Source organism: Saccharospirillum alexandrii (assembly GCF_043641555.1).
Classification (GTDB): Bacteria; Pseudomonadota; Gammaproteobacteria; order Pseudomonadales; family Natronospirillaceae; genus Saccharospirillum; species Saccharospirillum alexandrii_A.
In genome coordinates, this window is sequence record NZ_JBHZRJ010000004.1 from 139,821 (window position 1) to 164,623 (window position 24,803).

A 24,803-nucleotide genomic window follows, 5' to 3' on the forward strand; every position below is an offset into this window, starting at 1 on the left:
TGAGAACAGGCGTTTCGGTTACGCGACCGATTGCAACCGCTCTCGGGCCATGGTGTCGGCCAGGTCGCTGGTGGCGATGTTCTCGCGAGCAGAGCGTTCGAACAGCGCCATCAGGGTGTCGTAAATACCTTCGATGTGTTCGTTCACGGTGTCGGTGTTGTAGTTGCCCTGCTTCTCATAACACACATCGATAATGCCCCCGGCGTTGATCACATAGTCCGGTGCGTAGCAGACGCCCCTGGCGTGCACCAACCGGCCGGTACCGGCGGTATCGAGCTGGTTATTGGCAGAGCCGGCAATGATGCTCGCCTGCAGTTGTTCCAGCGAGTGTGGGTTCACAGTGGCACCGAGTGCGCAGGGTGCGAAAATGTCCATCGGCTGACGATAAATATCGTCCAGCCCAACCGCCTTGGCATCCAGTTCCTTTACAGCGCGCTGTACCGCTTCGGTGTTGATATCCGTCACCACCAGGTGGGCACCGGCTTCGGCCAGCATTTCTGCCAGGCGATAACCGACATTGCCCAGGCCCTGAATACCCACGGTCAGGCCGTTCAGGTCGTCCCGCTGCAGACGATGTTTAACCGCCGCCTGGATACCCAGAAAACAGCCGTAGGCGGTTGCCGGTGAAGGGTCGCCGGATTTGGTGTGGCCTTCGAGGGTTTGTTTGTCGTCACAGCCCGAGACGTGGGCGGTTACCTCACGCACGATTTTCATATCGGCCACCGACGTGCCCGAGTCTTCCGCAGCGATATACTGGCCGCCCAGACGCTCCAGAAAGCGGCCAAAGGCACGCATTTGCGCCGGCGTTTTCTGGGTCTTCGGGTCGCCGATAATGACGGACTTGCCACCGCCCAGCGGCAGCCGTGCGAGGGCGCTCTTGTACGTCATGCCGCGCGACAGGCGCAGCACATCGGTCAGGGCATCGGCATCGTTCTGGTAGGGATAATAACGTGTGCCGCCCATGGCCGGACCAAGGTGCGTATTGTGAATGGCGACGATGGCACGCAGGCCGGAGTCAGGGTCGCAAACGTAGCTGACGTGTTCGTGCTGGTCGAACTCGACATGATCAAACAGGCTCATGACGATGATCCTTTTTTGTTGGGAGAGTGCCGGGGTCACCGGTACTGTTGAGTGGCGTTAGCCATGTCGGCCCTTGTGAGGCCTTGGCGTAACCATAATTCGTCAGCGTATTTTGTCCAGTATTAATAAAAAAAGCCCGCACTGGGCGGGCAAGGGAACCTTGAATGGGCGGTTTACCTACTGAGCATCGGTGGATTGCTCAGCGGGCGCGTAGCGGCCGCCCCGGTGGCTGCCGTGCATGCCTTTTCCGCCCCGGGGCTGGTGGGCTTCGAGGTAGGTGATCAGCCCTTCAACCTGGTCGGCCTGCAATACCGTGCCCAGTTCATCGGTCAGGGCGGTACGGGCAGCGTCGCGCAACGCCTGGCGCTCTTCTGCCGTTGGGCGTTCGGCACCGCTATCGCGTTGCTCCCGGTGCTGCTCACGCCGCTCTGCCATCTGGGTGGTCATGATGTCTACCACCTCTGCACGCTGGGCGTCGGTCAGATTCAACTGGGTAAAGATGTAGTCGAACCGGTCGGTCATGCGGTTCTGGTTCATGGCATCATGGGCGTAAACGGCACTGGCACTGCCCGCCAGGGCAACGACGACACCGATGGCAATCAGTGCTTGGCGCGGGGTGGTCGATAAAATGGATTTCATGGTCTGGTTCTCCGTTAAGTGGGCCCTCTGACCCGGTGAAAACCAGTATCGGCTGCCACTTCGCAGAAAGTGTGGAGCCACCGTGGATGACGGATTCTTTGCAATGGCTTACTCAAATTTGTACCCGGCGCCATACACCGAGCGCACAAATTCCTGATCGGGCGCCAGGGTCGAGAGTTTACGGCGCAGGTTTTTGATGTGGCTGTCGATGGTTCGGTCGCTGACTAGCCGACGGTCGGGGTAGATGTCGTCCATCAGTTGGTCACGGGTAAAAATGCGACCGGGTTGCTTCATCAATAATTGCAGCAGGCGCATTTCAATGGCTGTGAGTTCGGTATCCCGGTCACCAAAGCGGGCGCGGTTGCTGTTTTCGGCCAACTGCAACTGTGGCTCCGGCGCGCTGTCGGGAACTTGGTGCGTGCGGCGCAGCACGGCCTTTACGCGGGCGACCACTTCACGCGGGCTGAACGGTTTGCAGATGTAGTCGTCAGCGCCGAGCTCCAGGCCCAGCAACCGGTCGATCTCCTCGACGCGTGCTGTCGTGATGATAATGGGAGTCTGCTGAGTGCTGCGAATGGACCGGCACAGGCTGAGCCCATCGGTGCCGGGGAGCATGAGGTCGAGCAGTATCAGGTCGGGCGTTTCCCGGCTTAGCCAATCCAGAACGCCATCGCCCCGATCAAGCAGGCTGACGCTGTAGCCATCGCGCATCAGGTAGTCGCGCAATACCGTCGCCAGTTTGGTTTCGTCTTCAACAATAAGAATGTGGCCGCTCATCAGGCGGGGCTCCCTGAGTCTGGTTGATCGGAAGGATGCGCAAAGAAGACCGATACCACCAGGCCTCCCAGCGGGGAATGGGTGGCGGTCACCTGGCCATGGTGGGCCTCGGCAATGCTGCGCACAATCGACAAGCCAAGGCCCGAACCACCGCTGGCGCGGCTGCGTGACGCTTCAACGCGATACAACCGATCGAACAGCAACGCCAGCGCATCGTCCGGAACGCCGGGGGATGAATCGGACCAGCGCACAGTAATACCGGCATCGCTGCGCTGAACCTCGGCCTCTACCCGGCCTGGTTTGTTGGCACTGCCATCGGTGTAGCGCAGGCTGTTTTGCATCAGGTTGCTGAACAGCTGCATCAGCCGGTTCGGGTCGCCGGTCATCGTTACCGGTGCGGCGGGTGCCTTGAGCGCCCAGTCGAGGTGCTTGCGGGCCAGTTCCAGATCGAAGTGGCCGTGAACGGTGTTCAGCACGTCGAGCAGATCAATCTCGGTTGGCTGGTAGGCCAGGGTGCCTGCATCCCCCAGCGACAAATCATGCAAGTCGTTCACCAGCCCGCCCAGACGCTGAATCTCCTGAAACAGTGAGGCCAGGGTGTCGGGGTCTGGTTGGCGGATGCCATCGAGCAGGGCTTCAATTTCTGCCTTTAGCACGGCGATGGGTGTGCGCAGTTCATGGGCGATGTCGACGATCCAGCGCTGGCGCGCCTGCTGGTTGCGCTGCAGGGTTTCGGCCAGTACGTTGAAATCCCGCGCCAGGTCAGACAGCTCATCGTTGCCGCGCACGACAAGGCGCTGCTGCATGTCTTCGCTGCCCAGGTCGCCGCTGGCCAGTCGATGAAAGGCGGTCTTCAAATCGGCAATGGGGCGCAGCAGTCGCGCCGCGAAGGGGATGGCCAATGCTGCCGACACCAGCAGGGTGATCAGTGCTATCCAGCGTAACTGGCGCCGCTGTTGGCTGGCGAACAACCGGTCGAATTCGGCGCCCAGACGCACCGCTTGCGGTACGCCCAGCGAGCCTACGGTCTTGCCATTGAGTTCAATGGGCAACCAATAGGCCCGTCGCTGCAACCTGGGGTCGCCAATCAGCAGGGTATTGTCGGCATCGCTCAGCAGAACCGGCTCCCGGCGCTGGTCGCGCGGTGAACGCCCGGGTGTGGCGTTGCTCACCAGCCGATAGAAACGCATGGGCTCACGCTGCACCCAGGCCCAACTGCCCTGCTCTGCGTAAATATCCGACAGTGCCGACAGCAAGGGCGCCAGCCGGCGGCTCTGCACCTGCTCAAGATAGGCCTCGAAACCGGCGTCGAAGGCGCGATTGTTGATGAACACAATGGCACTCGCCACCAGCGCGTTGGCAAGCAGGATAATAAGAAACAACTTGTATCGAAGACTGATGCGCATGGTCGTCCGCCATGAGGTGATGCTACCGATTCTAGCAGCGCAATGTGCAGCCACTATGCATTGGCATTGGTGCGGGCTGTCTTGGATCTGTCATCTTAGCGCCATAAACTGTTCATCAGCATCGTGTCGGTGCACTAGCACCCAACTGAACAGGGCCAATACCTTGACTCCCAGTACTGATACCCGGAACACCACCACCTGGCAACGCACCTGGGACGTATTCTGGCGCTTTTTATTGCTGGGGTGCACCAGTTTCGGTGGTCCGGCGGCGCATTTGGGCTATTTCCGTACGACCTTTGTGGTTCGGCTGAACTGGCTCAGTGAAGAGCATTACGCCCACCTGCTGGCGCTGAGCCAGTTTCTGCCCGGGCCCGGCTCGAGCCAGGTCGGCTTCGCGATTGGTCAGCACCGGGCGGGGTTGCCTGGCGCAATTGCGGCGTTTATCGGCTTTACCCTACCGTCGTTCCTGATCATGACGGCCGTGGCGGTGACCAGCCTGACCGCCACGGCCGCCTGGGTTCCAGGGGTTATCATGGGTCTGAAATGGCTGGCTGTGGTCGTGGTACTCGATGCCGTGACCGGCATGTTTGCCCGTTTTTGTGATGCCAAAGCAACCCAGGCGGTCGCGCTGCTGTCCCTCGCCACTCTGGTGGTGTGGCCCGGAGTGGGCGGGCAAATGCTGGTGTTGCTGGTGGCCGCCGCCTGGGGTGCCGGCCGCACTGCCCGCGAAACGGGCACCGTTCCCGACGGAACCCGGGGCCGGGTACGCTGGCTATCGCTCACAGTGTTTCTGCTGCTGGCGGTGCTCGGTTTGCTGGGCTTGCCGGGTAGCCTCTGGGCCGATTTCTACCAGACCGGCGCACTGGTATTTGGTGGTGGTCATGTGGTGTTGCCGTTGCTGCAGGCCACGGTAGGCGATGCCATCAGTCAGGATGCCTTTCTGCTAGGCTACGCCGTTGCCCAGGCGTTGCCCGGCCCCCTGTTTTCTTTGGCGGCGTACCTGGGTGCGCTACTTCAGCCTGAAACACCACTGCTTGGCGCGGCGCTGGCCACCCTGGCCATCTTTCTGCCGGGCTTTCTGCTGTTGTTGGCGGTGCGCGACTACTGGCAGGCACTGCTGGCGCGGCCCCGCATCAGCGGTGCCGTTTCCGGCATCAACGCGGCCGTCGTTGGCTTGCTGATGGCGGCCTTGTACCAGCCAGTGTTTCTGCAGGGCGTTCAGGCGCCCTGGCAACTGGCACCGGTGGTGATCGGGGTGCTTCTGTTACGCAGCCAGCGTGTGCCGCTGGTTTTGCTGGTGCTGGGGTTTGCGCTGAGTGGCGTACTGCTGGACACACTGATGCCGTGATTAGCGGCAGCCCAGCCCGTTGCCCCCGGCAACGCCAACATTATTGTAAACAACCTCAAAAAAGCACTTTACCTCAAGTTAAGCTGAGGTATTAGCATCGGTGTGGCTAACAACAGAGGAGCCACAACCATGCATCTGGAACACATCAATCTCGTCATCACATCACTCGACCGGTCACTGGCCTTTTACCGGGCTGCCTTTCCGCACTGGCGCATTCGCACCCGGGGCGAGGGCACCTGGTACGGCAAGCCCCGTATTTGGGTGCATTTTGGAGACGACAACCACTACATCGCACTGAACGAAATGGGGGAAGGCAACAACCGGGACCTGACCGGTCACCAGGTGGGCCTGGCCCACTTTGCCTACGTCACCCACAACCTCGATGCGGTGATCAAACGTCTGCGTCAGGCGGGCTTTGAAGTGACCAACCCCGGCAGCGAGGAACCACACCGCCGCAATGCCTACTTCGTCGACCCGGACGGGTTTGAAGTGGAATTTGTGCAATACCTGAGCGACCTGCCCGAAGAGAGGAATTTGGAATAGCGATGAGCTATTAGCTGCGAGTTTTGAGCTGAGAGCTGAGAGCTGAGAGCTGAGAGCTGAGAGTTTTAAGCTAACAGCTCGCAGCTCCAAACTCTCAGCTTTCTTTTCCCTCCCAGAGCACCGGCCCTGTGCCCTGCTCGCCCAGAGCATCGTCCGGGTTTCGCAGGCGGCAGTTGTCCATCGATAAACAGCCGCAGCCGATGCAAGTGTTCAGTTCATCGCGCAGGCGTTGCATCGCTTCAATGCGCTCGGTCAGCGCCTGGTGCCAGCTTACCGACAATTGCTGCCAATTGTCTTTGGTGATGTCCTGTTGCTCCCCCAGTTCACTGAACATCTCGGCAATCTCTTTAAGGCTGAACCCAAGACGTTGTGCCGTCTTTATCACGGCGACCCGGCGCAACATGCGCCGGTTATAGCGGCGCTGATTTCCAGCGTTGCGGTGGCTGTGAATCAGCCCCTTCTGTTCGTAAAAATGCAGGGTGGCGACCGACACCCCGGCACGTCGTGCCAACTGGCCAACTGATATTTCTGACACGGGACTTACCCTGTTCAACATGATGGGCATCAGACTAGCGCCTGCGTCACCCGAACTGAAGCCTGTATCGCCTCGCATAACTCGCTATTTGTGCCATTGAGTGAAGAAAGCCAACCTGGGTTATCCACAGGGGTGTCGTTTGTGTCCGCCCAGGGAGCCGCACCATGGCGGCGTTCTTCGCGCCATGCTCTATTGAGCCGCTATTCAGCAGGATTGTTTATTGTGAAAGAGGTCACATAGCGGTAGCGTCAGTGTTCTTAGCTGACTACCTGGCCAGGGTTTTATACCCAAAGGCGTAGCCAGTGTTTCCAGTACACCCCGATGGCGTTCGATTAACGGCAAACCGGGCCAACACCAGACTAAACACTTTGACTGCAGATCACCTTGCGACCGGGCGCAGCCCGGGGGTCGATTTCGACGACATTGAGTTTCTGTTCAATGAGAGTGCCGGTGCCTTCATTGCACAGGTGCGTCACATGAACGAGCTGAGCACGCCAGCGATGACTCGGCTGCTGTCGGTTTCCAAGAAAACCTATATGGAGATGGAGAAAGGCAAACGCCAGTACCGCATGCACATCATCAACTGGTGGTGTTTTGTGATGGGCATGTCGCCGCTGCACTTGCTGGCCCAGTCGAATTATTTCAGCCACTTGCCCATTGGCGACTATCGCAATATTCGCCAGGTTCGCCTGGCATCGCTGCTGCAACGGGTTTCTCCGGCCGATTGCCTGGCGACATTGCAAAGCATGATCGATCATTGCCCGCGGCATATCGGCCGCGACGCCGATGACTCGGTGTGCATCCAGCCCAGCGAGCTTGCCGGTGTGCGGCCGTTTTTCTACGACAAAGACTATTACCGGATGGTGGCCGAGGGCCTGCTGATCTTTCTTCGCGACAACCAGCTGACCCGGCGCGACCTGGCCCGGCACCTGAATGTCACCCCGCGCACTGTGCGGCGCATTCTCTCGGGTGAGGTGTCCATTAATTTCAGCTACTACGCGCGGTTTTATCTGTCGACCGGTGTTTACCCGCTGCACATCCTGGATGACAGCCCCTATTTGAAAATCCGGCTGAAACTGGAACAGCGTTTGTGCCTGATCAATGACCTGATCGCCGGTTATGCCAGCTCACCCGACCTGTTGGATGAGCTGCTCATTTCACTCTCTCACCTGCCTCATAGTAACGGCTGGTGTGAGCTGTTCGAACGCTAACCTCACTCCGGCGGCAGACCCTCAACCCAGCCTTACACCATTCCAATAACCCTCAAAATACTTTCGAACACGAAACTTTAATGCTCCCATCTATTTTTCCATTCGCTCACTGTTCAAAACCTACGTGCGGTTTGCAATGTCAGCTAACTTATTGAAACGAGCATCCTTTTAGTGCACACCGATACCTCGGTTCTACCGATACGCGAGGGTCTTCTTTGGGGGCGATAATTTTAGGGGAATCAGCTTTTACAAGCCTTTTCGCTTAGCCATTCAGGCATTTTCAGAGCCGTAGCGGGTCGGGCCGGTTTTGCGCTCGCGATGCCGGGAGAACGGGCTCGCTTGATTGTTGCAAGCCTCCATCATCACGGTTAGCTGAAATATTTTAATGACCATTTCCTTGCCAGCGCCGAATTGTTTTGCCATTCTGATATAGCTCTAAAGGATTTTGGGGGTGCTAAGTCGATGGACATCGGCCTGTTTCAGACCCTCAACCCTAACCAACAGAAACCCACCCGGGGTGTTCGACCAGCGCCGGGGTGAATGGAGGTTAACCACATGAAAACATCTGCATCTGTTACCAAGATTTTGGGCATCTCTGCCCTGGCTGCCGCGACGATGGGCGCCGCCACCCTGGCCCAGGCCGCTAACTGGCGCTATGCACACGAAGAATACGAAGGCGACGTTCAGGATGTGTACGCCTATGCCTTCAAGGAATACATTGAAGACAATTCCGACCACACCCTTCAGGTCTATCGCTTCGGTGAGCTCGGTGAGTCCGATGACATCATGGAGCAAACCCAGAACGGCATTCTGCAATTCGTGAACCAGTCGCCCGGCTTTACCGGTTCCCTGATTCCGGAGGCACAGATCTTCTTTATCCCCTATCTGATGCCCACCGACATGGACACCGTGGTTCAGTTCTTCCGCGAAAGTGAAGCCATTAACGAAGACTTCCCCAAGCTATACGCAGAGCAGAACCTCGAGCTGCTGCAAATGTATCCGGAAGGGGAAATGGTCGTCACCGCCGACGAACCGATCACCGAACCGGCTGACTTTGATGGCAAGAAAATCCGCATCATGACTAACCCGCTGCTGGCCTCTACCTATGAAGCCTTTGGCGCCACCGCAACCCCGCTGCCCTGGGGTGAAGTGTATGGTGCACTGCAGACCAACATGATTCAGGGCCAGGAGAACCCGATTTTCTGGATTGAATCCGGCGGTTTGTACGAAGTATCGCCCAACCTGACCTTTACCGGCCACGGCTGGTTTACCACGGCGGCCATGGCCAACAAGGATTTCTACGACGGCCTGTCTTCTGAAGACCAGCAGTTGATTCAGGATGCAGCGGACCATGCCTTCGAGGAAATCCTCGTACACATCGACGGCCTGGCTGATGAAGCCCTTGCAGCGATTGAAGCGGCCAGCGATGACGTCACAGTGACTCGCCTGACCGATGAACAGATCGAGATGTTCAAGGCACGGGCACCTCAAGTGGAAGAGACCTTCATCGAAATGACCGGTGAAAGCGGTGAAGCACTGCTTAACCAGTTCAAGGAAGACCTCGAAGAAGTGTCTAACTAAAAACCGCAAGCGCTGGCATCGCCCTCGCCTTGTCAGCAGAACACCGGGTGCTCTGGTACCCGTTTTGTTCAAGGCCAGCTCCCGGCAACCCGTCAACAGTGCTGCCCCGGGCTGGCCGACATATCCAGATCCATACCCGGGTGGCATTTCTGGTGCTACTGCGCTTGGATACCAGACTCAGCCGCTGCGTTAACGCCGACGGCTGTCTTTGGCCCTGACAACACGGATCTGTTCAGATGAGCCTTTGCTCAGCGTTTGTTACGCACAGGAGCCATTTCAATGTCTGACCCGTCTAATGAAATGGATGACACCGGAGCCTTTGAATCCGGCCTGCCCGGTTTTCTGGGTGTCATCGATGTCGCCATCAGCAAAGTCGAGGCGGTTATTCTGGCCCTCGGCGTCATCCTGATGGCCGTCAATACCTGCACCAACGTCATACTCCGCTTCGTCTTGGGAGAGGGCCTGTTTTTTTCCGGTGAGATCAACCGGATTCTTATTATCATGATTACCTTCGCTGGTATCGGCTATGCCGCGCGTCACGGACGGCATATTCGCATGTCCGCTATTTATGACGTGTTGCCAACAACGCCGCGGCGCATACTGATGATTCTGATTGCCCTGTTCACTTCAGCGATCATGTTTTTCCTGTGTTACTACTCGGTCGATTACATCATGAACCTGTACGATCGCGGCCGCATTTTGCCGGCACTGGGTTTTGAAATCTGGATGATCTATGTGTGGGTGCCTGTCGGTTTCGCTGTTACCGGAACCCAGTATCTGTTAACGGCAATCAAGAACGTGACTTCGACCGATGTCTATCTGTCTACCGGCGTGGTGGATGGTTATGCCGACAACGAAAAAGAAGTGTGATCTGACAACGCTTTTTCGTTGACTAAAAGAACACTAAAAATGAGGCAATCATGGCTACGACCCTGATGTTCATAATGATAGGTTTGCTGCTGCTTGGCTTTCCTATGATGATTCCGCTGACCACCGCTGCACTGGTTGGCTTCTACATGATGTTCGATGGTTTCGGACAAAACACGACCTTTATTCAACAAATGATGGGCGGCATTCGCCCGGCTTCACTGATCGCCGTTCCCATGTTTATTCTGGCGGCCGACATCATGACTCGCGGTCAGTCCGCCAATCGACTGATCGACATGGTGATGTCCTTCATCGGACACGTAAAAGGTGGTCTCGCCATCAGTACCGCCGCTTCCTGCACGCTGTTTGGTGCGGTTTCCGGTTCGACTCAGGCAACGGTGGTTGCTGTGGGTTCTCCGCTGCGACCGAAGATGCTCAAAGCCGGATACTCCGATCCGTTTACCCTGGCGCTGATCATCAACGCCAGCGACATCGCGTTCCTGATTCCGCCCAGTATCGGCATGATTATCTACGGCGTCATTTCCGAGACCTCCATTGCCGAACTGTTCATCGCCGGCGTCGGCCCGGGCCTTATGATTCTGGCTTTTTTCTCGCTTTACGCACTGATATACGCCTACCGGAACAACGTACCCACTGAACCCAAAGCCAGCTGGAACGAACGTGGTAAAGCGGTGCTGGGCGCTCTGTGGCCACTCATGTTCCCGGTGATTATTGTCGGTGGTATCTACGGCGGTATTTTCAGCCCGACAGAGGCGGCCGCAGTCTGTGTACTTTACGCGGTGTTCCTGGAATTCATTGTGTTCCGTGAATTGAAACTGCCAGACATGTACCGCATTGCCAAATCAACCGGCTTAATCACCGCCGTTGTGTTCATTCTCGTTGCCGTGGGCAACGGCTTCTCCTGGATTATTTCGTTCGCCCAGATTCCACAAACCATCCTCGAAGCGGTCGGTGTTAACGAAATGGGCCCCGCGGGCGTCCTTATTTCCATCTGCGTCGCCTTCTTTATTGCCTGCATGTTCGTCGATCCGATTGTGGTTATTCTGGTACTGACGCCCATCTTTGCACCGGCCATCGCCGCTACCGGACTGGACCCGGTTCTGGTGGGTATTCTGATTACCCTGCAGGTTGCTATCGGGTCTGCGACACCGCCTTTTGGTTGCGACATTTTCACCGCCATCGCTATTTTCAAACGGCCTTACTGGGAAGTCATTCGCGGTACGCCACCGTTTATTTTTATTCTGATTTTCTCAGCGGCACTGCTGATCATGTTTCCGCAAATTGCCTTGTTCCTACGGGATCTCGCATTCCGGTGAGTGCTTTACTGACAGGGAGACCAATCGATGTTTAAGAAAATGCTGGTGGCTGTTGACGGGTCCAAGGCGGCGTTGCGTGCCATGGAGCAGGCCATTGAGTTTCAGCAAATGACCCCCGACGCAGAGATTTTCCTAATTTGCGTCTACAAACACCACAGCCTGTTCGCGGCCTCGCTGTCGGTCGGCCGACCCGAAGACCTGCAAATACCCGATGACACACTGGCTGGCTACGCCAAAGAAATTGTTGAGCACGCCAAAGGGGTCGCTACTGAGAAGGGCGCAAAAAATCTGCGGGGGTTTGTCAAAGGGGGGCGGCCGTCTAAGATGATTGTCGAGTTTGCCAAAAACAAAGGCATTGATCTGATCGTCATGGGTGCCCACGGCACCCACTCCGATAAAGACGGACTGTTGCTGGGCAGTGTCTCGCACCGGGTTGCCAGTCTGGCGCATTGCCCGACCCTGATCGTCTGAGTGCAGTGCGTGTATTCGGCACCTTAGGGTGCCGGTGCTTTTGCTCCATGGTACATATCCACTTAATAGGTTTTTGGGGCTTCAACCAGGAGGCTGATCGTGCATTCGGGATTCAACGACGACATTCCTGCCAGCATGACGGCCATGGTACTGACCGGCCATGGTGGCGTTGAGCAACTGGACTATCGGACTGACGTGCCAACGCCCAGGCCTGGCCCTGGCGAGGTACTGGTGCGGGTTACTGCTACGGCCAAAAATAATACCGACCGCAAAGCACGCGAGGGCCTTTACCCTACTCAGGATAACGACGAAGTAACCTCCTTCCAGATGGGCGGCAAAGCCACCCTGACGTTCCCCCGCATTCAGGGCGCTGATGTGGTTGGTCGCGTGGCCGCTGTGGGCGATGGCGTTAGCCAGGAACGGCTGGGTGAGCGCGGCCTGCTCGATTTCAATATTTACCCCGATGCACGGCGCACCCTGAACCTGATCCCGGATTACTACGGCCATGGTGCTGACGGCGGCTATGCCGACTACGTTGTTGTGCCCGCCGATCAGTTTCATCACATCAGCAATGCCGACCTCGACGACGCCCAGCTGGCAACACTGGGGATGTGCTCCTACCAGACAGCGCTGCACATGCTGACCTCGGCCCGGGTGAAAGCCGGTGAGCGAATTCTGGTAACCGGCGCCAGCGGCGGTGTGGGCACGGCGCTGATTCAGTTGTGCCGTATCATGGGCGCCATTCCCTATGCGTTAAGTCAAGCCGACAAAACCGATACACTGCTAACGCTGGGTGCTGAAGCCGTATTCGATCGCAGTAACATGCAAGGCTTTACCGAGCGCGTACTGGAGGCGACCGGCGGCTACCCGATGGATGCGGTTATGGATCTGGTTGGAGGCGAGTCAACCAATCTGTTCATCGACACCATGATCGTCGATATGCACAAACGCAACGACAACCCCCGGCTCAGCATTGCCGGCGCCAGCGGGGGTAATGTCAGTGAACTGCTGTGGACGAAAATGTATCTGTACCAGGTGCAACTATTTGGCGTGTCTCATGGCACCCGCGAAGAAGCGGACCAACTGATTGAATGGATTCGCAGCGGTGAACTTAAACCGGTATTGCATGCCGCCTTCAAACTCTCCGATCTGCATCGGGCGGAAACCTATTTTATGAACCGGGCCAGCAATTACCTGGGCAAAATCGTGATCGTACCGGATTCACAATGGGCCGAACATGGCGCACCCCATGCACTGGAGAATGCCGGATGAGCAACCCACAGGCGCCTTCAACCCTGACGCTGCAATTGCTCGATACCCATGCGGGTGGCGATGTGAGCCGCATAGTTACTGGCGGTATCTCCCCTCTGCCTGGCGCCACCGTGCGTGCGCAAATGGAGTATCTACGCGACCATGCCGATGGTCTGCGCACCCTGCTGCTCGAAGAGCCTTACGGCATTCCGGAAATGTCGATTGACCTGCTGGTGCCAGCTACCGACCCGAGGGCCGTCGCGGGTTACATCATCATGGAAGTCATGGGTTATCCGATTTATTCCGGGTCCAACACCCTGTGCACCGCCACGGCGGTACTGGAGCTGGGGCTGGTGGAAAAGCAGGAAGGCGAGCAGCATTTCTCTCTGGAATCTCCGGCCGGGCTGGTCAACATTACTGCCCGGGTACACAACAACGTCGTGGAGTCGGTTACCTGTGAAGGCCTGCCCAGTTACATCGACACCTACCAGGCGACACTGACAGTCCCGGGCATTGGTGACGTTACCTACAGCGTTGCCTACAGCGGTGGCTTCTATGCCCTGGTCGATGCAACCGAGCTCGGCTTTGATCTGACGCCGGATGAAGAGCGCGCCCTCAGCGACTGCGCCCACGCTATTGTTACAGCCATTCAGGCCGAGCCACCCTATTCACACTACAGCCTGGGCGATGTCGGGCCGCTTCCCTTTCTGCATTTTATGGGACCGGTAGAGACGGTCAGAGAGGGCTATTACCGGTCGCGCTCGGCGACTTACGTACACCCCGGTGTCATTTGCCGGAGCACCACCGGCACCGGCACCTCAGCCAGACTGGCGCTGATGCATTACGAAGGCCTGATCAGGCCCGGCGACAGACTGGAAACGGTTTCGTTGCGGGATACCCGTTTTGTGGGTGAATACAAGGGGACACAACAGCAGGGTCGCTTCCCGGTGATTGAAAACACCATTACCGGTAAAAGCTACGTGATCGCGAAATCAGACATTTTGGTTAACGGTGATGACCCCATGGTCACCAGCCAGGGGCTGGACCAACTGCTGTCTGTTAAATAACCCGGCGCCAGCTTGCGGTTCACTCCGCCTGGGAAGGAGGCAACTGGCAGGTTCCGGTACTGCAATAGCGCCGATCAAACCGGCGGTCTGCCCAGCGCCGATACAGATTGCTGGCAACGGACACCACACCAGGCCACAACAGCGGTCGGAACAACCAGCCTACCCGGGTGTGTTGCCAGGCTGCCACCGTCGCGTTCAGGCCGGTAACCCACTCACCACTGTCTGTTTGCAAATGCAGCGTCTGCAGCAAAGAGGCCCGGTCGGGCTGATGAGCATCGGGCAAGTGGTGAATGTCGCGCAACGCCAGCCCGCGATCGGCCAGGCGACGCAACAGGCGAACTTCTTTGGCGCACAATGGGCATGACCCGTCGAAATAGAGAGTATCCATACCCAACTCTACGAGCCATTTCATGGCCGGGATCAGTCAGCCCAGTGTTGCGGCTTTAAATAATGCGTAAGTAACCGTTCTTCATCACTGTCGGGCTCGGGCGTATGACCGTACACCCATTGCACGTGAGGCGGCAGCGACATCAGGATCGACTCGGTACGACCGCCAGACTGCAGACCGAACAGAGTGCCCCGGTCGAACACTAGATTGAATTCCACGTAGCGACCACGGCGCACTTCCTGCCAGTCACGATGCGCCTGGGTGTAGGGCGTTGCCTTGCGCCGTTGCAGGATAGGCAGATACGCATCGAGATAACTGTTGCCAATGGCCTGCATAAACCCAAAGCAGGTCTCGAAATCCCACTCGTTCAGATCGTCATAAAACAAACCGCCGATGCCACGTGGTTCATTGCGGTGTTTCAGATAAAAGTAATCATCGCACCAGGTTTTGAAACGCGGATACACCGACTCACCAAAGGGTTCGCACGCCGCCTTGGCCGTTTGATGCCAGTGCTTGCAGTCTTCATCGAATCCATAGAAAGGCGTCAGATCATAACCGCCACCGAACCACCAGACCGGCTTCATGCCGTCTTTTTCGGCCACAAAAAAACGCACATTGGCGTGCGAGGTTGGCGCAAAGGGGTTGCGCGGGTGAATCACCAGCGACACGCCCAACGCCTGCCAGCGGCACCCGGCCAGTTCGGGCCGGTGCGCGGTGGCACTGGCTGGCATGGTATCGCCCATCACGTGGCTGAAACCGACACCGCCTTTTTCAATCACGGGCCCGCCCTGCAATACCCGAGACCGGCCACCACCGCCTTCGTTGCGCTCCCAGCTTTCTTCCGCAAAACGAGCCGAGCCGTCTTCGCGCTCGAGTGCCGCGCAGATACGATCCTGCAAGTCGAGCAGGTAGGCTTTTATGGGTTCGATATCGAATTCGGTATGTGTCATGCGGTCTCCAGAGTGACAGGGGCGGCGGGTAGGCTCAGGCGCGAAACAGCTCACCGGTCAGCAAATCACGAATCTGACTCGGCTGGGCACCGGGAAACGTTTTGCCCGGTGCGATGCCATCGAGTTCGGCACCCAGTTTCAGGGCTACCTGCAAGCGGTCGGTCAGCGCGGGTTTGCCACTGCGATTGGCACTGGTCGACACCAGTGGGATGCCCGCATGGCGACACAAGGCCCGTGCCATCGGGTGACCCGGCACCCGCACGGCAATGGTCGGGCGATTGCCGGTTACCCAGGCGGGCAGGCTACCATTGTGTTCGACTACCCAGGTGAAAGGACCGGGCCAGCGCTCGGTCATGCGGTAAACCAGATCGGAACTCAACGGGGCGAGAAAGGGGGCAAGCTGCTCGTAGTCGGCCGCAATAATGATCAGCCCCTTGTCGACCGGGCGCTCTTTGATGGACAAAATCCGCCCGACGGCATCGGGGTTCCAGGGATCACAGCCCAACCCCCAGACGCCCTCGGTCGGGTAAGCCACCACGCCACCGGCCAGCAGGCGCTTGCCCAGTTGGCGGGCGGCAAAATCGAGGGCTTTTGGCAACAGAGTTTCTGCAGTCACGATAACGGGATCCGGATTCAGACCAGGGAGCGGGGAAGGGTACTTAAAGACGTGAAACATAGGAAGACGTAGGACATTGAAAGACGTCACTTAATGTCCCGCGTTCGTTAAAGCCGGCAATAACCCCCGGGTTGCTGTTGAATCCACCCGGCCAACTCCAGTTCCAGCAAGGGTTCCAGCAGTGTCTGGGACGGGCATTCAAGATGGTCACTGAGTACATCCAGCGGCTGGGGCTCCGATGACAGTAACCCCAACAGGGTGGTTTGCAGTTCGGGCAGGTTCGGGTCCAGCGGTGGGCAGGGTGCTTCGGGTGCGCGAATACGCAGGGATTCCAACATGCCATCGCCCAGCAAATCATCAATGCTGGTCAGCAGCTGAGCGCCATCCTGAATCAGCCGGTGGCAGCCTGCCGTATTTGGATTGCTGATGTCGCCGGGCAGTGCAAACACCTCGCGGCCCTGTTCCAGCGCATGATCTGCGGTGATCAGTGAGCCGCTGCGCTCGGCCGCTTCCACCACCACAATGGCGTCGCTCAACCCGCTAATGATGCGGTTTCGTCGCGGAAAATGGCCGGGTTTGGGCTGAGTGCCCAGCGGGTATTCCGACACCAGGGCACCGTGACGTATGACCTGGGAGAACAGCCCCGCATTCTGCTTGGGGTAAACAATGTCTACCCCGCAGCCGAGCACCGCCAGCGTCTTGCCGCTGGCTTCCAGCACGCCCTCATGCGCACAGGCGTCGATACCCGCCGCCCCGCCACTGGTGACCACGAAACCGGCTTCACTGATGCCCCGCCCCAGGGCCAGAGCGTGTTTACGCGCCGAAAGGCTGGCATTGCGGCTGCCGACCACCCCAACCTGGCTCTGCGCCAGCAGATCCGGATTACCGCGCACCCACAGCATCAGCGGCGGGTCCGGAATGTGGGTCAACAACTGCGGATAGGCGTCGCACTGCAAACTGACCAGATGGCAGTTTTCCTGCTCCTGCCAGCGCATCTGCTCCAGCGCACGCCGGTATACCGGGTGCTGTTCACCCAGGTTATGAATGTCGCTCAGTGTTTGCTTGATAGCGGGGGGTAGCGGCCAGCGCCGGGCGTGCCGGAACAGATCGCGGGGGTCGTCCACCACGTCCAATAGCTGGTGGCAACGTTTCAGGCCGAAACCGGGCGTCAATACCCAGCACAGCCAGTGCAGGCGTTCATCCATGCAAACGGGTCCTTTTCCCTGATGTGGCTCCGGCTGTTTCCCTGCCGGACATGACAGTTTACTGCTTGAGGCCGGAACCGCTCTACCATGAGCAGCCCCGGACGGTTTCGACTGGTCAGAAACCCGGTGAACGCACCTGATCACCCACGCTCATGGGCAGATCGGCTTCCAGAATCAGGCCGTAAGAAGCTTTCTCGAACACTCGAAAGACCATCATCAACCCGGCGTCTGTTTCCGGCAGTTGCAGGCGATCGTTGGTAATCGGGTCGCGCACCCGGTCGCCCCGCAAATGGACCCGGAAGATATTGCCCGCTTCCAATCCTTCGCGTGCACCCTTGTTGATGGTGACAACATCGAACTGACCAATGCTGCGCACACCGCGCGCAACCCGAAGGATCTCACCTTCAACGCCATCGGGTGGCTCACTCGGGTAGAACATGGAATTCAACAACGTCTCATCGGAAGGCAACAGCCGGTCACGCAGACCGATTTGCTGGTTGGTGCGCTGCAGGCCCAGGGTGCCGATATCGCGGCTGTAATCCGACAGGCGTGCCTGGCCCAGTTCGATCGCCTCGAACCCCAGGTCTTCGCCCGTCTCAGGGTCGGTCAGTGGTTCGCCTTCACGGTATATCTGATAGGTGCGCAGGGATTCGTCGAAATCACCCCGTGCGTAAACGGTATCGCCAGCGCCCACGATCAGACGGCCTTCCTGTCCGCTGACGATGTAGGGCGCTTCTGTCAGCTGATTTTCCGAAAGAATGCGGTTGCCGGTCAGGAAACCCGCCACGTATTCACGGGGAATGGAGGGAATGGCACCCAGAATGGGGGTTACCCGGGCAGTGGGCCGTAATTTGACCAGGCCACCTTCAACGTCTTCCGGCGAAACGCGCAGCGTGCTGGCATCTTCACCGCGAGAGAGCGTCGTCAGCCGCTGTTCGCCATCGACCAGAATCAGCCCGATAACATCGCCCGGGTAAATCAGGTGCGGGTTTTCAATTTGCGTGTTGAGTTGCCAGATGTCCTGCCATTTCCACGGATCGGCCAGGTACATTTCAGCGATATCCCAGAGTGTATCGCCTTTCTGAACGGTATAGCGTTCGGGCACATCGGCATTGAGCGCAACGTTTTCCGACCACGCAGGAAGCGCGCCGAAGCACAGAATGACAAAAGCTGCGATGGTGTTCCTCATGGCCAGTTTCCCTATAACAATCTACGGTACGGTCTATGGTGCGCCACAATAAGGTCAATGGTGCGATCAATACTAGTTGGTAACCAAACGATCACTGGAGTGATCAGTATATAAGCAGTCGCCCGGAAAGCCGACCTGCAAAACAGGCAGATTTTGCCGTTCAATTCAGCGCGGTTGGTAACCCGCCGGGAGCAACGTTAACCCTTCACCGGTCAAGGTACCTGGGGCCGGGTCCGTATAAAGCGCTTACACCTGCTCTAAGAGTGACCACTTTTAGTTTAGCAGTCAATCGCTTAGCGAGACATATTAAAGCCCACTGTGAGCTGTTTTAGACGCTTTATCGCTGGTTTTGAGAGCAATGTCACACTAAACCCGGACCAAACCCCGGGTCGAAGCCCTGGCCTAACGCTGTATGTCCCGGATTTTTTACCGTTTTTAGCGCCTTGCCGTGCGTTGCAAGCACCGGTTTGCGCCCATATTGTGTAAAATGCGCTCATAACTCTCCGAATTAAGACAAGGCACTGGAACCATGGCATTACTGGACATACTCGAATACCCCGATCCGCGCTTGCGAACCGTCGCCAAACCGGTAAAGACGGTCGATGAACGCATTCGCACCCTGGCCAGCGACATGCTGGAAACCATGTACGATGCACCGGGTATCGGCCTGGCTGCCAGTCAGGTGAACGTGCATGAACGCGTGATTGTGGTGGATATCTCCGAAGAACAGGATGAACCACACGTTTTCATCAACCCCGAATACGAAAAACTCGGCAACGATATCGACTACCAGGAAGGCTGCCTGTCGGTGCCGGGCTATTACGAGAAAGTGACCCGCTCCGACAAGATTCATGTGAAGGCACTGAATGTCGACGGCGAGCCCTTTGAACTGGTTGCTGAAGATCTGCTGGCCATTTGCATTCAGCATGAGATCGACCATCTCGATGGCAAACTCTTTGTCGACTACCTGTCCAATCTGAAGCGCACGCGGATTCGCAAGAAGCTGGAAAAACAGCACAAACAGATGGCGTCCTGATTCATGTCGCTGAAGGTTATCTTCGCCGGAACCCCCGAGTTCGCGGCCGAGCACCTGCGCGCAGTACTCGGCTCTGACCATGACGTTATTGCCGTTTACACCCGCCCTGACCAACCAGCAGGGCGTGGGCGCAAGCTCACGGCATCGCCCGTTAAAACCGTGGCCGAGGCGGCCGGCATTCCGGTATATCAGCCCGCCACGCTGCGCAACAGCGACGCCCAGGCAGAACTGGCGGCGTTAAACGCCGACCTGATGATCGTCGTCGCCTACGGGCTGATTCTGCCGCAGGCTGTGCTCGATGCACCGCGCCTGGGTTGCATCAATGTTCATGCCTCGTTGCTGCCGCGCTGGCGCGGTGCCGCCCCCATTCACCGTGCGCTGCTGGCCGGCGATACAGAGACCGGCGTGACCATCATGCAGATGAACGCCGGGCTCGATACCGGCGACATGCTGCTCAAAGCCCGGTGCCCCATCACGCCCGACATGACCAGCGAGCGACTGCACGACGCGCTGATCGAGTGTGGCAAACCCGCGCTGATTGATGCCCTGGCCAGCCTGGAAGCCGGCACCGCCAAAGCCGAACCGCAAAACGATGCCGACGCCACCTACGCCGAAAAACTCAGCAAGGCCGAAGGCGAGATCAACTGGGCTGAAAGTGCCGGGCACATCGACCGCCAGATTCGCGGACTGACGCCCTGGCCGGGTGCCTATACCTACTGGCAAGGCCAGACGCTGCGCGTTCATCAGGCCCGCCCCGGTGACCAGACCGCTACCCGCCCACCCGGCACCATCCAGCAATTCAATCCGGCCGACCTGGTGGTTGCCTGCGGCACAGGCACCCTGGTCATCGAACGACTGCAAATGCCCGGCAAGAAAGCCATGGCCACTGCCGATGTACTGAACGCGCGCCGTGCGGCCTTCGAAGCCGACCCGGTCTTTACCAGCACCCAACCAACCGAGGCCGCCCAATGAGCCAGAATGTCCGTGTACTGGCGGCTCAGACCGTTTTGCAGGTCGCCGATCAGGGTCGCTCGTTGAGCGATTTGCTGCCGCGCTACCGCGACACCCTGGAAGAGACCGATCGCGGCCTCTACCAGAAACTGGTGTATGGAACGATTCGGCACTACCTCAGCCTCGATGAACTGTCGCGTACCCTGCTCGATAAACCGATCCAGCATAAAGAACGGGTGATACAGATGCTGTTGCTGGTGGGGCTGTATCAGCTGCTGTATCTCGACATTCCCGAACACGCCGCCATCAACGAAACCGTCGACGCCACCAAGCCACTGAAAAAGCCCTGGGCCAAAGCCCTGTTGAATGCGGCGCTGCGGCGCTTTCAGCGCGAGCGCGAGGAACTGCTCGCCAACCTGCAAAACCAGCACGCCATGCCCGGCTGGCTGACCCGCCAGCTGCGCAAGGATTACCCGGAGCAATGGCTCGACATCATGGCCAACAGCAACGACCAGGGGCCAATGACGCTGCGCGTGAATCAGCGCCAGGGTAGCCGCGACGCCTGGCTGGCCGAAGCCGACACCGCAGGCCTGTCTGTGGAGCCCTCGGCGATCACGGCCTCAGCCGTCACGCTGGCGCAACCGGTCGGCGTTTTACAGCTGCCCGGTTTCGAGCAAGGCCGGGTCAGCGTTCAGGACGAAGCCGCCCAGCAATGTGCCTTCCTGCTCGACCCGCAAGACGGCGAGCGCATTCTTGACGCCTGCGCCGCCCCGGGTGGCAAAACCGGCCACCTGCTGGAACGGGCGGATGTTCAGGTCACGGCACTCGATATCGATGCCGGGCGCCTGGAGCGGGTGCAGGAAAACCTCGACCGCATTGGTCTGAAAGCCGAATTGAAAGCGGCCGATGCCGCCGAACTGAAAAGCTGGTGGGACGGCACTCCCTTTGACCGAATATTGCTCGATGCCCCCTGCTCGGGCACCGGCGTCATTCGCCGCCACCCGGACATCAAGCTGCTGCGCAAACCCAAAGACGTTGAGTTCCTCACCCAGGTGCAGGACACCTTGCTGCATCGCCTCTGGCAAACGCTCAAGCCGGGCGGAACACTCCTCTACGCGACCTGCTCACTGTTGCAGCGGGAAAACTCGGAGCGCATCAGTGCCTTTCTGACGCGCCAGGCCGATGCCAGAGCCGTTAAGCTGCAACTGGCGGGTGACGCCGAGGTCGAGGTCGGGGTACAGTGGCTGCCTCAACCGGGTAGCCATGATGGTTTTTATTTTGCGTTGCTTGAAAAAGTGGCTGAATAGGTCGTAAAAGGACACAGGCGTGAAAATTATCATGTTGGGTGCCGGCCAGGTCGGCGCCACGCTGGCGGAAAACCTGGCCAGTGAAGACAACGACATCACCGTCGTCGACACCGATGCCGAGCGCTTGCGCAACCTGCAGGACCGGCTCGACATTCGTACCGTCACCGGCATGGCGTCATTGCCCAATATTCTGGCCCAGGCCGGTGCCGAAGACGCCGACTTACTGATTGCCGTGACCAGCAGCGACGAAGTCAACATGGCCGCCTGCCAGGTGGCTTATACCCTGTTTCGCACGCCGACCAAAATTGCCCGTATTCGCAGCCCGCAATACACCCAGTACAGCGAAAAACTCTTCGCACCGGAAGCCTTTCCGGTGGATGTACTGATCAGCCCAGAGCAACTGGTCACCAATTACATTCAACGGTTAATAGAAACACCTGGCGCCTTGCAGGTGCTCGACTTTGCCGGTGGCAAACTGCAACTGGTGGCGGTACGGGCCTACCATGGCGGTCCTTTGGTAGGCCAGGAACTGCGGTTCCTGAAGCAGCATATGCCGTCGGTGCACACTCGGGTTGCCGCCATTTTCCGCAAAGACCGGCCCATCATCCCGGAAGGCTCCACCGTGATCGAAGCCGATGATGAAGTTTTCTTCATTGCCGGGCGCACCGACATTCGAGCGGTGATGAGTGAGCTGCGCAGCAAAGAGCGCTCCTACAAACGCATCATCATCGCCGGAGGCGGCAACATTGGCTATCGGCTCGCGCTGGGCCTTGAAAGCCGCTATTCGGTTAAATTGCTGGAACGCAACGAAGCCCGCTGCCAATGGCTCAGCGAACATCTCAACCACGCTGTGGTGCTGCGCGGCGACGCCTCTGATCAGGATTTACTGCTCGACGAAAACGTCGAAGATACCGATATATTCCTAGCCCTAACCAACGACGACGAAGCCAATATCATGGCCTCCATGCTGGCCAAACGCCTCGGCTCGCGCAAGGTGATGACGCTGATCAACAACTCGGCCTATGTCGATCTGGTGCAAGGCGGTGAAATCGACGTTGCCATTTCACCTTCGCAAACCACCATTGGCAGCCTGTTGACCCACGTGCGTCGCGGCGACATCGTTAACGTGCACTCCCTGCGTCGCGGTGCGGCCGAAGCCATTGAGGCCATTGCCCACGGCGACAAACGTTCCTCAAAGGTAGTAGGGCGCGCCATCGAAGACATCGACCTGCCCGAAGGGTGTACCATCGGTGCTATTGTGCGCAACGAAGAAGTGCTGATCGCACGCGATGATCTGGTCATAGAATCCGACGACCACGTGATATTGTTCCTGATCGACAAACGAAGAATCAGCGACGTCGAGCGGTTGTTCCAGGTGGGACTGACGTTCTTCTGATCCCGGGGTTGAATTAAAACCGGACACCGCAGTGGCACGAGCCCGGGTCACAGGCCCGCTTCATTGCACCCCTCACGGAGGCACATCCCTGTGCCGCCGCGAGGGACGCGGGCTTCCTGCCCGCTGTTACATGAAACGCCCCTGCAACCCTGTTACATTGCTGGCGTTTTTCAACATTCCGCAGGAGTGATACTGCCCAATGCATTATCGAATGACCATCAAGGTTCTTGGCTTGCTGCTGATGGTCTTCAGTCTGTCGATGCTGCCGTCCGTGCTGGTGTCTTTCTATTATCAGGACGGCATTCACAACGCCTTTATTCTTGGTTTTCTGCTAACGCTGGTGGCCGGCTTTATCAGTTGGATGCCGGTACGCCATTACCAGGGTGAACTGCGCACCCGTGATGGCTTTGTCATTACCGTGCTGTTCTGGGTCGTTCTTGGCCTGGCTGGCTCTATCCCGATTCATCTGGCCCCGGCCGCCACGGTGACCTACACCGACTCCTTCTTTGAAAGCTTTTCCGCGCTGACTACCACCGGTGCTACCGTCGTCGTCGGCCTCGACTCGTTGCCCAAAAGCCTGCTGTTCTACCGTCAGCAATTGCAATGGATGGGCGGCATGGGGATCATCGTGCTGGCCGTAGCGGTATTGCCCATGTTGGGCATCGGCGGCATGCAGCTGTACCGGACGGAAACCCCCGGACCGGTCAAGGACACCAAACTGACACCGCGCATTACCGAAACAGCCAAAGCCCTCTGGTACATCTATGCGGCTCTGACCATTGCCTGTGCACTGGCCTACTGGATCGCGGGGATGAGCCCCTTCGATGCCATCGCACACAGCTTTTCCACAGTCGCCATTGGCGGCTTCTCAACCCATGATGCCAGCATGGGTTATTTCGACAGTGTCGCCATCGAAATGGTCGCTGTGGTCTTCATGATCCTGTCAGTGGCCAACTTTGGCCTGCACTTTGTCGCCTGGCGCAACCGCAGCATCAAGCAATACCTGCTCGACCCCGAGTACCGGTTCTTTATTGTCATTCTGCTGGTGTTTGTGGTCATGACCACCGCGACACTGATGGTCACCCGCGTCTATGCCCCAGGCGAAGCCTTGCGCTACGGAATCTTTGAATCCGTTTCGTTGCTCACCACCACCGGCTACGGCACGGCCGATTTCGCTTCCTGGCCGCTTTACCTGCCGTTTTTCCTGATACTGGCCTCGTTTATCGGCGGCTGTGCCGGGTCCACAGCCGGCGGCATCAAGGCCATTCGCACCATGCTGTTGCTGAAGCAAGGGCTGCGCGAAATAAAACGGCTGATTCACCCGGCTGGGGTGTTCCCGATCAAGGTCGGCAAGAGGCCCGTGGGCGACCGTGTCATCGAAGCCGTCTGGGGCTTCTTCAGCATGTACATCATGATCTACGGGCTGATTCTGTTCGCCCTGCTCGCCACCGGCATGGACTTCGTCACCAGCTGGTCAGCCGTAGCAGCGGCGTTAAACAACCTCGGCCCCGGCCTCGGCGACGTCGCCAGCCACTACGCCAACATTCCAGACGTAGCCAAATGGGTGCTGTGCATCGCCATGCTGCTCGGCCGACTCGAAATCTTCACCTTGCTGGTACTTTTCTCGCCGCACTTCTGGCGCAGTTAATGTC

25 protein-coding genes are annotated in these 24,803 nt (G+C 58.2%); 14 read left to right on the top strand and 11 right to left on the bottom strand.

The annotated features are described in order from the left end of the window. Positions 1 to 18: 18 nt before the first annotated feature. The 4 genes from ACHUE7_RS15120 to ACHUE7_RS15135 all read right to left on the bottom strand — a co-directional run bounded on the left by ACHUE7_RS15120 (position 19) and on the right by ACHUE7_RS15135 (position 3,902). Positions 19 to 1,080, bottom strand: coding sequence for a Leu/Phe/Val dehydrogenase (locus tag ACHUE7_RS15120; protein ID WP_394170730.1), 1,062 nt, complete (start codon positions 1,078 to 1,080; stop codon positions 19 to 21). A gap of 177 nt (positions 1,081 to 1,257) precedes the next feature. After that, a complete protein-coding gene (locus tag ACHUE7_RS15125; RefSeq protein ID WP_394170731.1) occupies positions 1,258 to 1,719 on the bottom strand; it encodes a Spy/CpxP family protein refolding chaperone in 462 nt (153 codons plus the stop codon). 108 nt (positions 1,720 to 1,827) lie between these two features. Next, the gene (locus tag ACHUE7_RS15130; RefSeq protein WP_394170732.1) at positions 1,828 to 2,496 is read right to left on the bottom strand and encodes a response regulator; all 669 of its coding nucleotides are present in this window, start codon (positions 2,494 to 2,496) and stop codon (positions 1,828 to 1,830) included. Beyond that, the gene (locus tag ACHUE7_RS15135; protein ID WP_394170733.1) at positions 2,496 to 3,902 is read right to left on the bottom strand and encodes an ATP-binding protein; all 1,407 of its coding nucleotides are present in this window, start codon (positions 3,900 to 3,902) and stop codon (positions 2,496 to 2,498) included. The genes ACHUE7_RS15130 and ACHUE7_RS15135 overlap by 1 nt, the downstream gene beginning before the upstream one ends. A gap of 163 nt (positions 3,903 to 4,065) precedes the next feature. Here ACHUE7_RS15135 and chrA point away from each other — a divergent pair, with 163 nt between their 5' ends. Beyond that, positions 4,066 to 5,250: a chromate efflux transporter gene (gene chrA / locus ACHUE7_RS15140; RefSeq protein ID WP_394170734.1), complete on the top strand. Its 1,185-nt coding sequence runs from the start codon at positions 4,066 to 4,068 to the stop codon at positions 5,248 to 5,250. Positions 5,251 to 5,379: 129 nt separating this feature from the next. Beyond that, a complete protein-coding gene (locus ACHUE7_RS15145) occupies positions 5,380 to 5,793 on the top strand; it encodes a VOC family protein (RefSeq protein WP_394170735.1) in 414 nt (137 codons plus the stop codon). A gap of 94 nt (positions 5,794 to 5,887) precedes the next feature. On the opposite strand, the gene soxR is transcribed toward ACHUE7_RS15145, so the two are convergent. Continuing rightward, positions 5,888 to 6,328: a redox-sensitive transcriptional activator SoxR gene (soxR, locus tag ACHUE7_RS15150; protein WP_394170736.1), complete on the bottom strand. Its 441-nt coding sequence runs from the start codon at positions 6,326 to 6,328 to the stop codon at positions 5,888 to 5,890. Between the two features lie 368 nt (positions 6,329 to 6,696). Here soxR and ACHUE7_RS15155 point away from each other — a divergent pair, with 368 nt between their 5' ends. Then, positions 6,697 to 7,539 (top strand): hypothetical protein, encoded by an 843-nt coding sequence (locus tag ACHUE7_RS15155; protein ID WP_394170737.1) that lies wholly within the window; start codon positions 6,697 to 6,699, stop codon positions 7,537 to 7,539. Between the two features lie 270 nt (positions 7,540 to 7,809). On the opposite strand, the gene ACHUE7_RS15160 is transcribed toward ACHUE7_RS15155, so the two are convergent. Beyond that, positions 7,810 to 7,962: a hypothetical protein gene (locus ACHUE7_RS15160; protein WP_394170738.1), complete on the bottom strand. Its 153-nt coding sequence runs from the start codon at positions 7,960 to 7,962 to the stop codon at positions 7,810 to 7,812. Between the two features lie 192 nt (positions 7,963 to 8,154). On the opposite strand from ACHUE7_RS15160, the gene ACHUE7_RS15165 reads away from it, so the two are divergent. The 6 genes from ACHUE7_RS15165 to ACHUE7_RS15190 all read left to right on the top strand — a co-directional run bounded on the left by ACHUE7_RS15165 (position 8,155) and on the right by ACHUE7_RS15190 (position 14,113). After that, positions 8,155 to 9,120 carry a TRAP transporter substrate-binding protein gene (locus ACHUE7_RS15165; RefSeq protein ID WP_394171072.1) on the top strand — a complete coding sequence of 322 codons (966 nt, stop codon included), beginning with the start codon at positions 8,155 to 8,157 and terminating at the stop codon, positions 9,118 to 9,120. Positions 9,121 to 9,399: 279 nt separating this feature from the next. Beyond that, a complete protein-coding gene (locus tag ACHUE7_RS15170; RefSeq protein ID WP_394170739.1) occupies positions 9,400 to 9,990 on the top strand; it encodes a TRAP transporter small permease in 591 nt (196 codons plus the stop codon). A 50-nt stretch (positions 9,991 to 10,040) separates the two neighbouring features. After that, on the top strand, positions 10,041 to 11,324 hold the full coding sequence (locus ACHUE7_RS15175; RefSeq protein WP_394170740.1) for a TRAP transporter large permease: 1,284 nt from the start codon (positions 10,041 to 10,043) through the stop codon (positions 11,322 to 11,324). A gap of 27 nt (positions 11,325 to 11,351) precedes the next feature. Continuing rightward, positions 11,352 to 11,795, top strand: coding sequence for a universal stress protein (locus ACHUE7_RS15180; protein WP_394170741.1), 444 nt, complete (start codon positions 11,352 to 11,354; stop codon positions 11,793 to 11,795). Positions 11,796 to 11,930: 135 nt separating this feature from the next. Further along, complete coding sequence (locus ACHUE7_RS15185) at positions 11,931 to 13,067, top strand: alcohol dehydrogenase catalytic domain-containing protein (protein WP_394171073.1); 1,137 nt, start codon at positions 11,931 to 11,933, stop codon at positions 13,065 to 13,067. After that, positions 13,064 to 14,113: a proline racemase family protein gene (locus ACHUE7_RS15190; protein WP_394170742.1), complete on the top strand. Its 1,050-nt coding sequence runs from the start codon at positions 13,064 to 13,066 to the stop codon at positions 14,111 to 14,113. Before ACHUE7_RS15185 ends, ACHUE7_RS15190 begins: the two co-directional genes overlap by 4 nt. Positions 14,114 to 14,132: 19 nt before the next feature. On the opposite strand, the gene ACHUE7_RS15195 is transcribed toward ACHUE7_RS15190, so the two are convergent. From ACHUE7_RS15195 to ACHUE7_RS15215, 5 genes are all read right to left on the bottom strand, one after another. Then, on the bottom strand, positions 14,133 to 14,525 hold the full coding sequence (locus ACHUE7_RS15195) for a thiol-disulfide oxidoreductase DCC family protein (RefSeq protein ID WP_394170743.1): 393 nt from the start codon (positions 14,523 to 14,525) through the stop codon (positions 14,133 to 14,135). Between the two features lie 8 nt (positions 14,526 to 14,533). Then, complete coding sequence (gene hemF / locus ACHUE7_RS15200) at positions 14,534 to 15,451, bottom strand: oxygen-dependent coproporphyrinogen oxidase (RefSeq protein ID WP_394170744.1); 918 nt, start codon at positions 15,449 to 15,451, stop codon at positions 14,534 to 14,536. Positions 15,452 to 15,485: 34 nt separating this feature from the next. Next, the gene (gene tsaC / locus ACHUE7_RS15205) at positions 15,486 to 16,067 is read right to left on the bottom strand and encodes an L-threonylcarbamoyladenylate synthase type 1 TsaC (RefSeq protein ID WP_394170745.1); all 582 of its coding nucleotides are present in this window, start codon (positions 16,065 to 16,067) and stop codon (positions 15,486 to 15,488) included. A 107-nt stretch (positions 16,068 to 16,174) separates the two neighbouring features. Then, on the bottom strand, positions 16,175 to 17,272 hold the full coding sequence (gene dprA / locus ACHUE7_RS15210) for a DNA-processing protein DprA (protein WP_394170746.1): 1,098 nt from the start codon (positions 17,270 to 17,272) through the stop codon (positions 16,175 to 16,177). 115 nt (positions 17,273 to 17,387) lie between these two features. After that, on the bottom strand, positions 17,388 to 18,461 hold the full coding sequence (locus ACHUE7_RS15215; RefSeq protein ID WP_394170747.1) for a LysM peptidoglycan-binding domain-containing protein: 1,074 nt from the start codon (positions 18,459 to 18,461) through the stop codon (positions 17,388 to 17,390). 529 nt (positions 18,462 to 18,990) lie between these two features. Here ACHUE7_RS15215 and def point away from each other — a divergent pair. The 5 genes from def to ACHUE7_RS15240 all read left to right on the top strand — a co-directional run bounded on the left by def (position 18,991) and on the right by ACHUE7_RS15240 (position 24,799). Further along, entirely contained in the window at positions 18,991 to 19,497 is a 507-nt protein-coding gene (def, locus tag ACHUE7_RS15220; protein WP_394170748.1) for a peptide deformylase, read from the top strand. Between the two features lie 3 nt (positions 19,498 to 19,500). Then, on the top strand, positions 19,501 to 20,469 hold the full coding sequence (gene fmt, locus ACHUE7_RS15225) for a methionyl-tRNA formyltransferase (protein WP_394170749.1): 969 nt from the start codon (positions 19,501 to 19,503) through the stop codon (positions 20,467 to 20,469). Then, positions 20,466 to 21,755 carry a 16S rRNA (cytosine(967)-C(5))-methyltransferase RsmB gene (gene rsmB / locus ACHUE7_RS15230; protein WP_394170750.1) on the top strand — a complete coding sequence of 430 codons (1,290 nt, stop codon included), beginning with the start codon at positions 20,466 to 20,468 and terminating at the stop codon, positions 21,753 to 21,755. Before fmt ends, rsmB begins: the two co-directional genes overlap by 4 nt. A 19-nt stretch (positions 21,756 to 21,774) precedes the next feature. Continuing rightward, the gene (trkA, locus tag ACHUE7_RS15235) at positions 21,775 to 23,151 is read left to right on the top strand and encodes a Trk system potassium transporter TrkA (protein WP_394170751.1); all 1,377 of its coding nucleotides are present in this window, start codon (positions 21,775 to 21,777) and stop codon (positions 23,149 to 23,151) included. Positions 23,152 to 23,350: 199 nt separating this feature from the next. Beyond that, entirely contained in the window at positions 23,351 to 24,799 is a 1,449-nt protein-coding gene (locus ACHUE7_RS15240) for a TrkH family potassium uptake protein (protein WP_394170752.1), read from the top strand. Positions 24,800 to 24,803 lie beyond the last annotated feature (4 nt).

Coding starts and splice junctions, on each gene's coding strand:
- rsmB (WP_394170750.1), top strand. CDS start 20,466: ATGAGCCAGAATGTCCGTGTACTGGCGGCTCAGACCGTTTTGCAGGTC.
- ACHUE7_RS15160 (WP_394170738.1), bottom strand. CDS start 7,962: ATGGCAAAACAATTCGGCGCTGGCAAGGAAATGGTCATTAAAATATTT.
- dprA (WP_394170746.1), bottom strand. CDS start 17,272: ATGGATGAACGCCTGCACTGGCTGTGCTGGGTATTGACGCCCGGTTTC.
- ACHUE7_RS15175 (WP_394170740.1), top strand. CDS start 10,041: ATGGCTACGACCCTGATGTTCATAATGATAGGTTTGCTGCTGCTTGGC.
- ACHUE7_RS15240 (WP_394170752.1), top strand. CDS start 23,351: ATGCATTATCGAATGACCATCAAGGTTCTTGGCTTGCTGCTGATGGTC.
- fmt (WP_394170749.1), top strand. CDS start 19,501: ATGTCGCTGAAGGTTATCTTCGCCGGAACCCCCGAGTTCGCGGCCGAG.
- ACHUE7_RS15125 (WP_394170731.1), bottom strand. CDS start 1,719: ATGAAATCCATTTTATCGACCACCCCGCGCCAAGCACTGATTGCCATC.
- def (WP_394170748.1), top strand. CDS start 18,991: ATGGCATTACTGGACATACTCGAATACCCCGATCCGCGCTTGCGAACC.
- ACHUE7_RS15145 (WP_394170735.1), top strand. CDS start 5,380: ATGCATCTGGAACACATCAATCTCGTCATCACATCACTCGACCGGTCA.
- ACHUE7_RS15120 (WP_394170730.1), bottom strand. CDS start 1,080: ATGAGCCTGTTTGATCATGTCGAGTTCGACCAGCACGAACACGTCAGC.
- ACHUE7_RS15130 (WP_394170732.1), bottom strand. CDS start 2,496: ATGAGCGGCCACATTCTTATTGTTGAAGACGAAACCAAACTGGCGACG.
- ACHUE7_RS15185 (WP_394171073.1), top strand. CDS start 11,931: ATGACGGCCATGGTACTGACCGGCCATGGTGGCGTTGAGCAACTGGAC.
- ACHUE7_RS15165 (WP_394171072.1), top strand. CDS start 8,155: ATGGGCGCCGCCACCCTGGCCCAGGCCGCTAACTGGCGCTATGCACAC.
- ACHUE7_RS15180 (WP_394170741.1), top strand. CDS start 11,352: ATGTTTAAGAAAATGCTGGTGGCTGTTGACGGGTCCAAGGCGGCGTTG.
- ACHUE7_RS15170 (WP_394170739.1), top strand. CDS start 9,400: ATGTCTGACCCGTCTAATGAAATGGATGACACCGGAGCCTTTGAATCC.
- ACHUE7_RS15215 (WP_394170747.1), bottom strand. CDS start 18,461: ATGAGGAACACCATCGCAGCTTTTGTCATTCTGTGCTTCGGCGCGCTT.
- ACHUE7_RS15135 (WP_394170733.1), bottom strand. CDS start 3,902: ATGCGCATCAGTCTTCGATACAAGTTGTTTCTTATTATCCTGCTTGCC.
- ACHUE7_RS15195 (WP_394170743.1), bottom strand. CDS start 14,525: ATGAAATGGCTCGTAGAGTTGGGTATGGATACTCTCTATTTCGACGGG.
- hemF (WP_394170744.1), bottom strand. CDS start 15,451: ATGACACATACCGAATTCGATATCGAACCCATAAAAGCCTACCTGCTC.
- ACHUE7_RS15190 (WP_394170742.1), top strand. CDS start 13,064: ATGAGCAACCCACAGGCGCCTTCAACCCTGACGCTGCAATTGCTCGAT.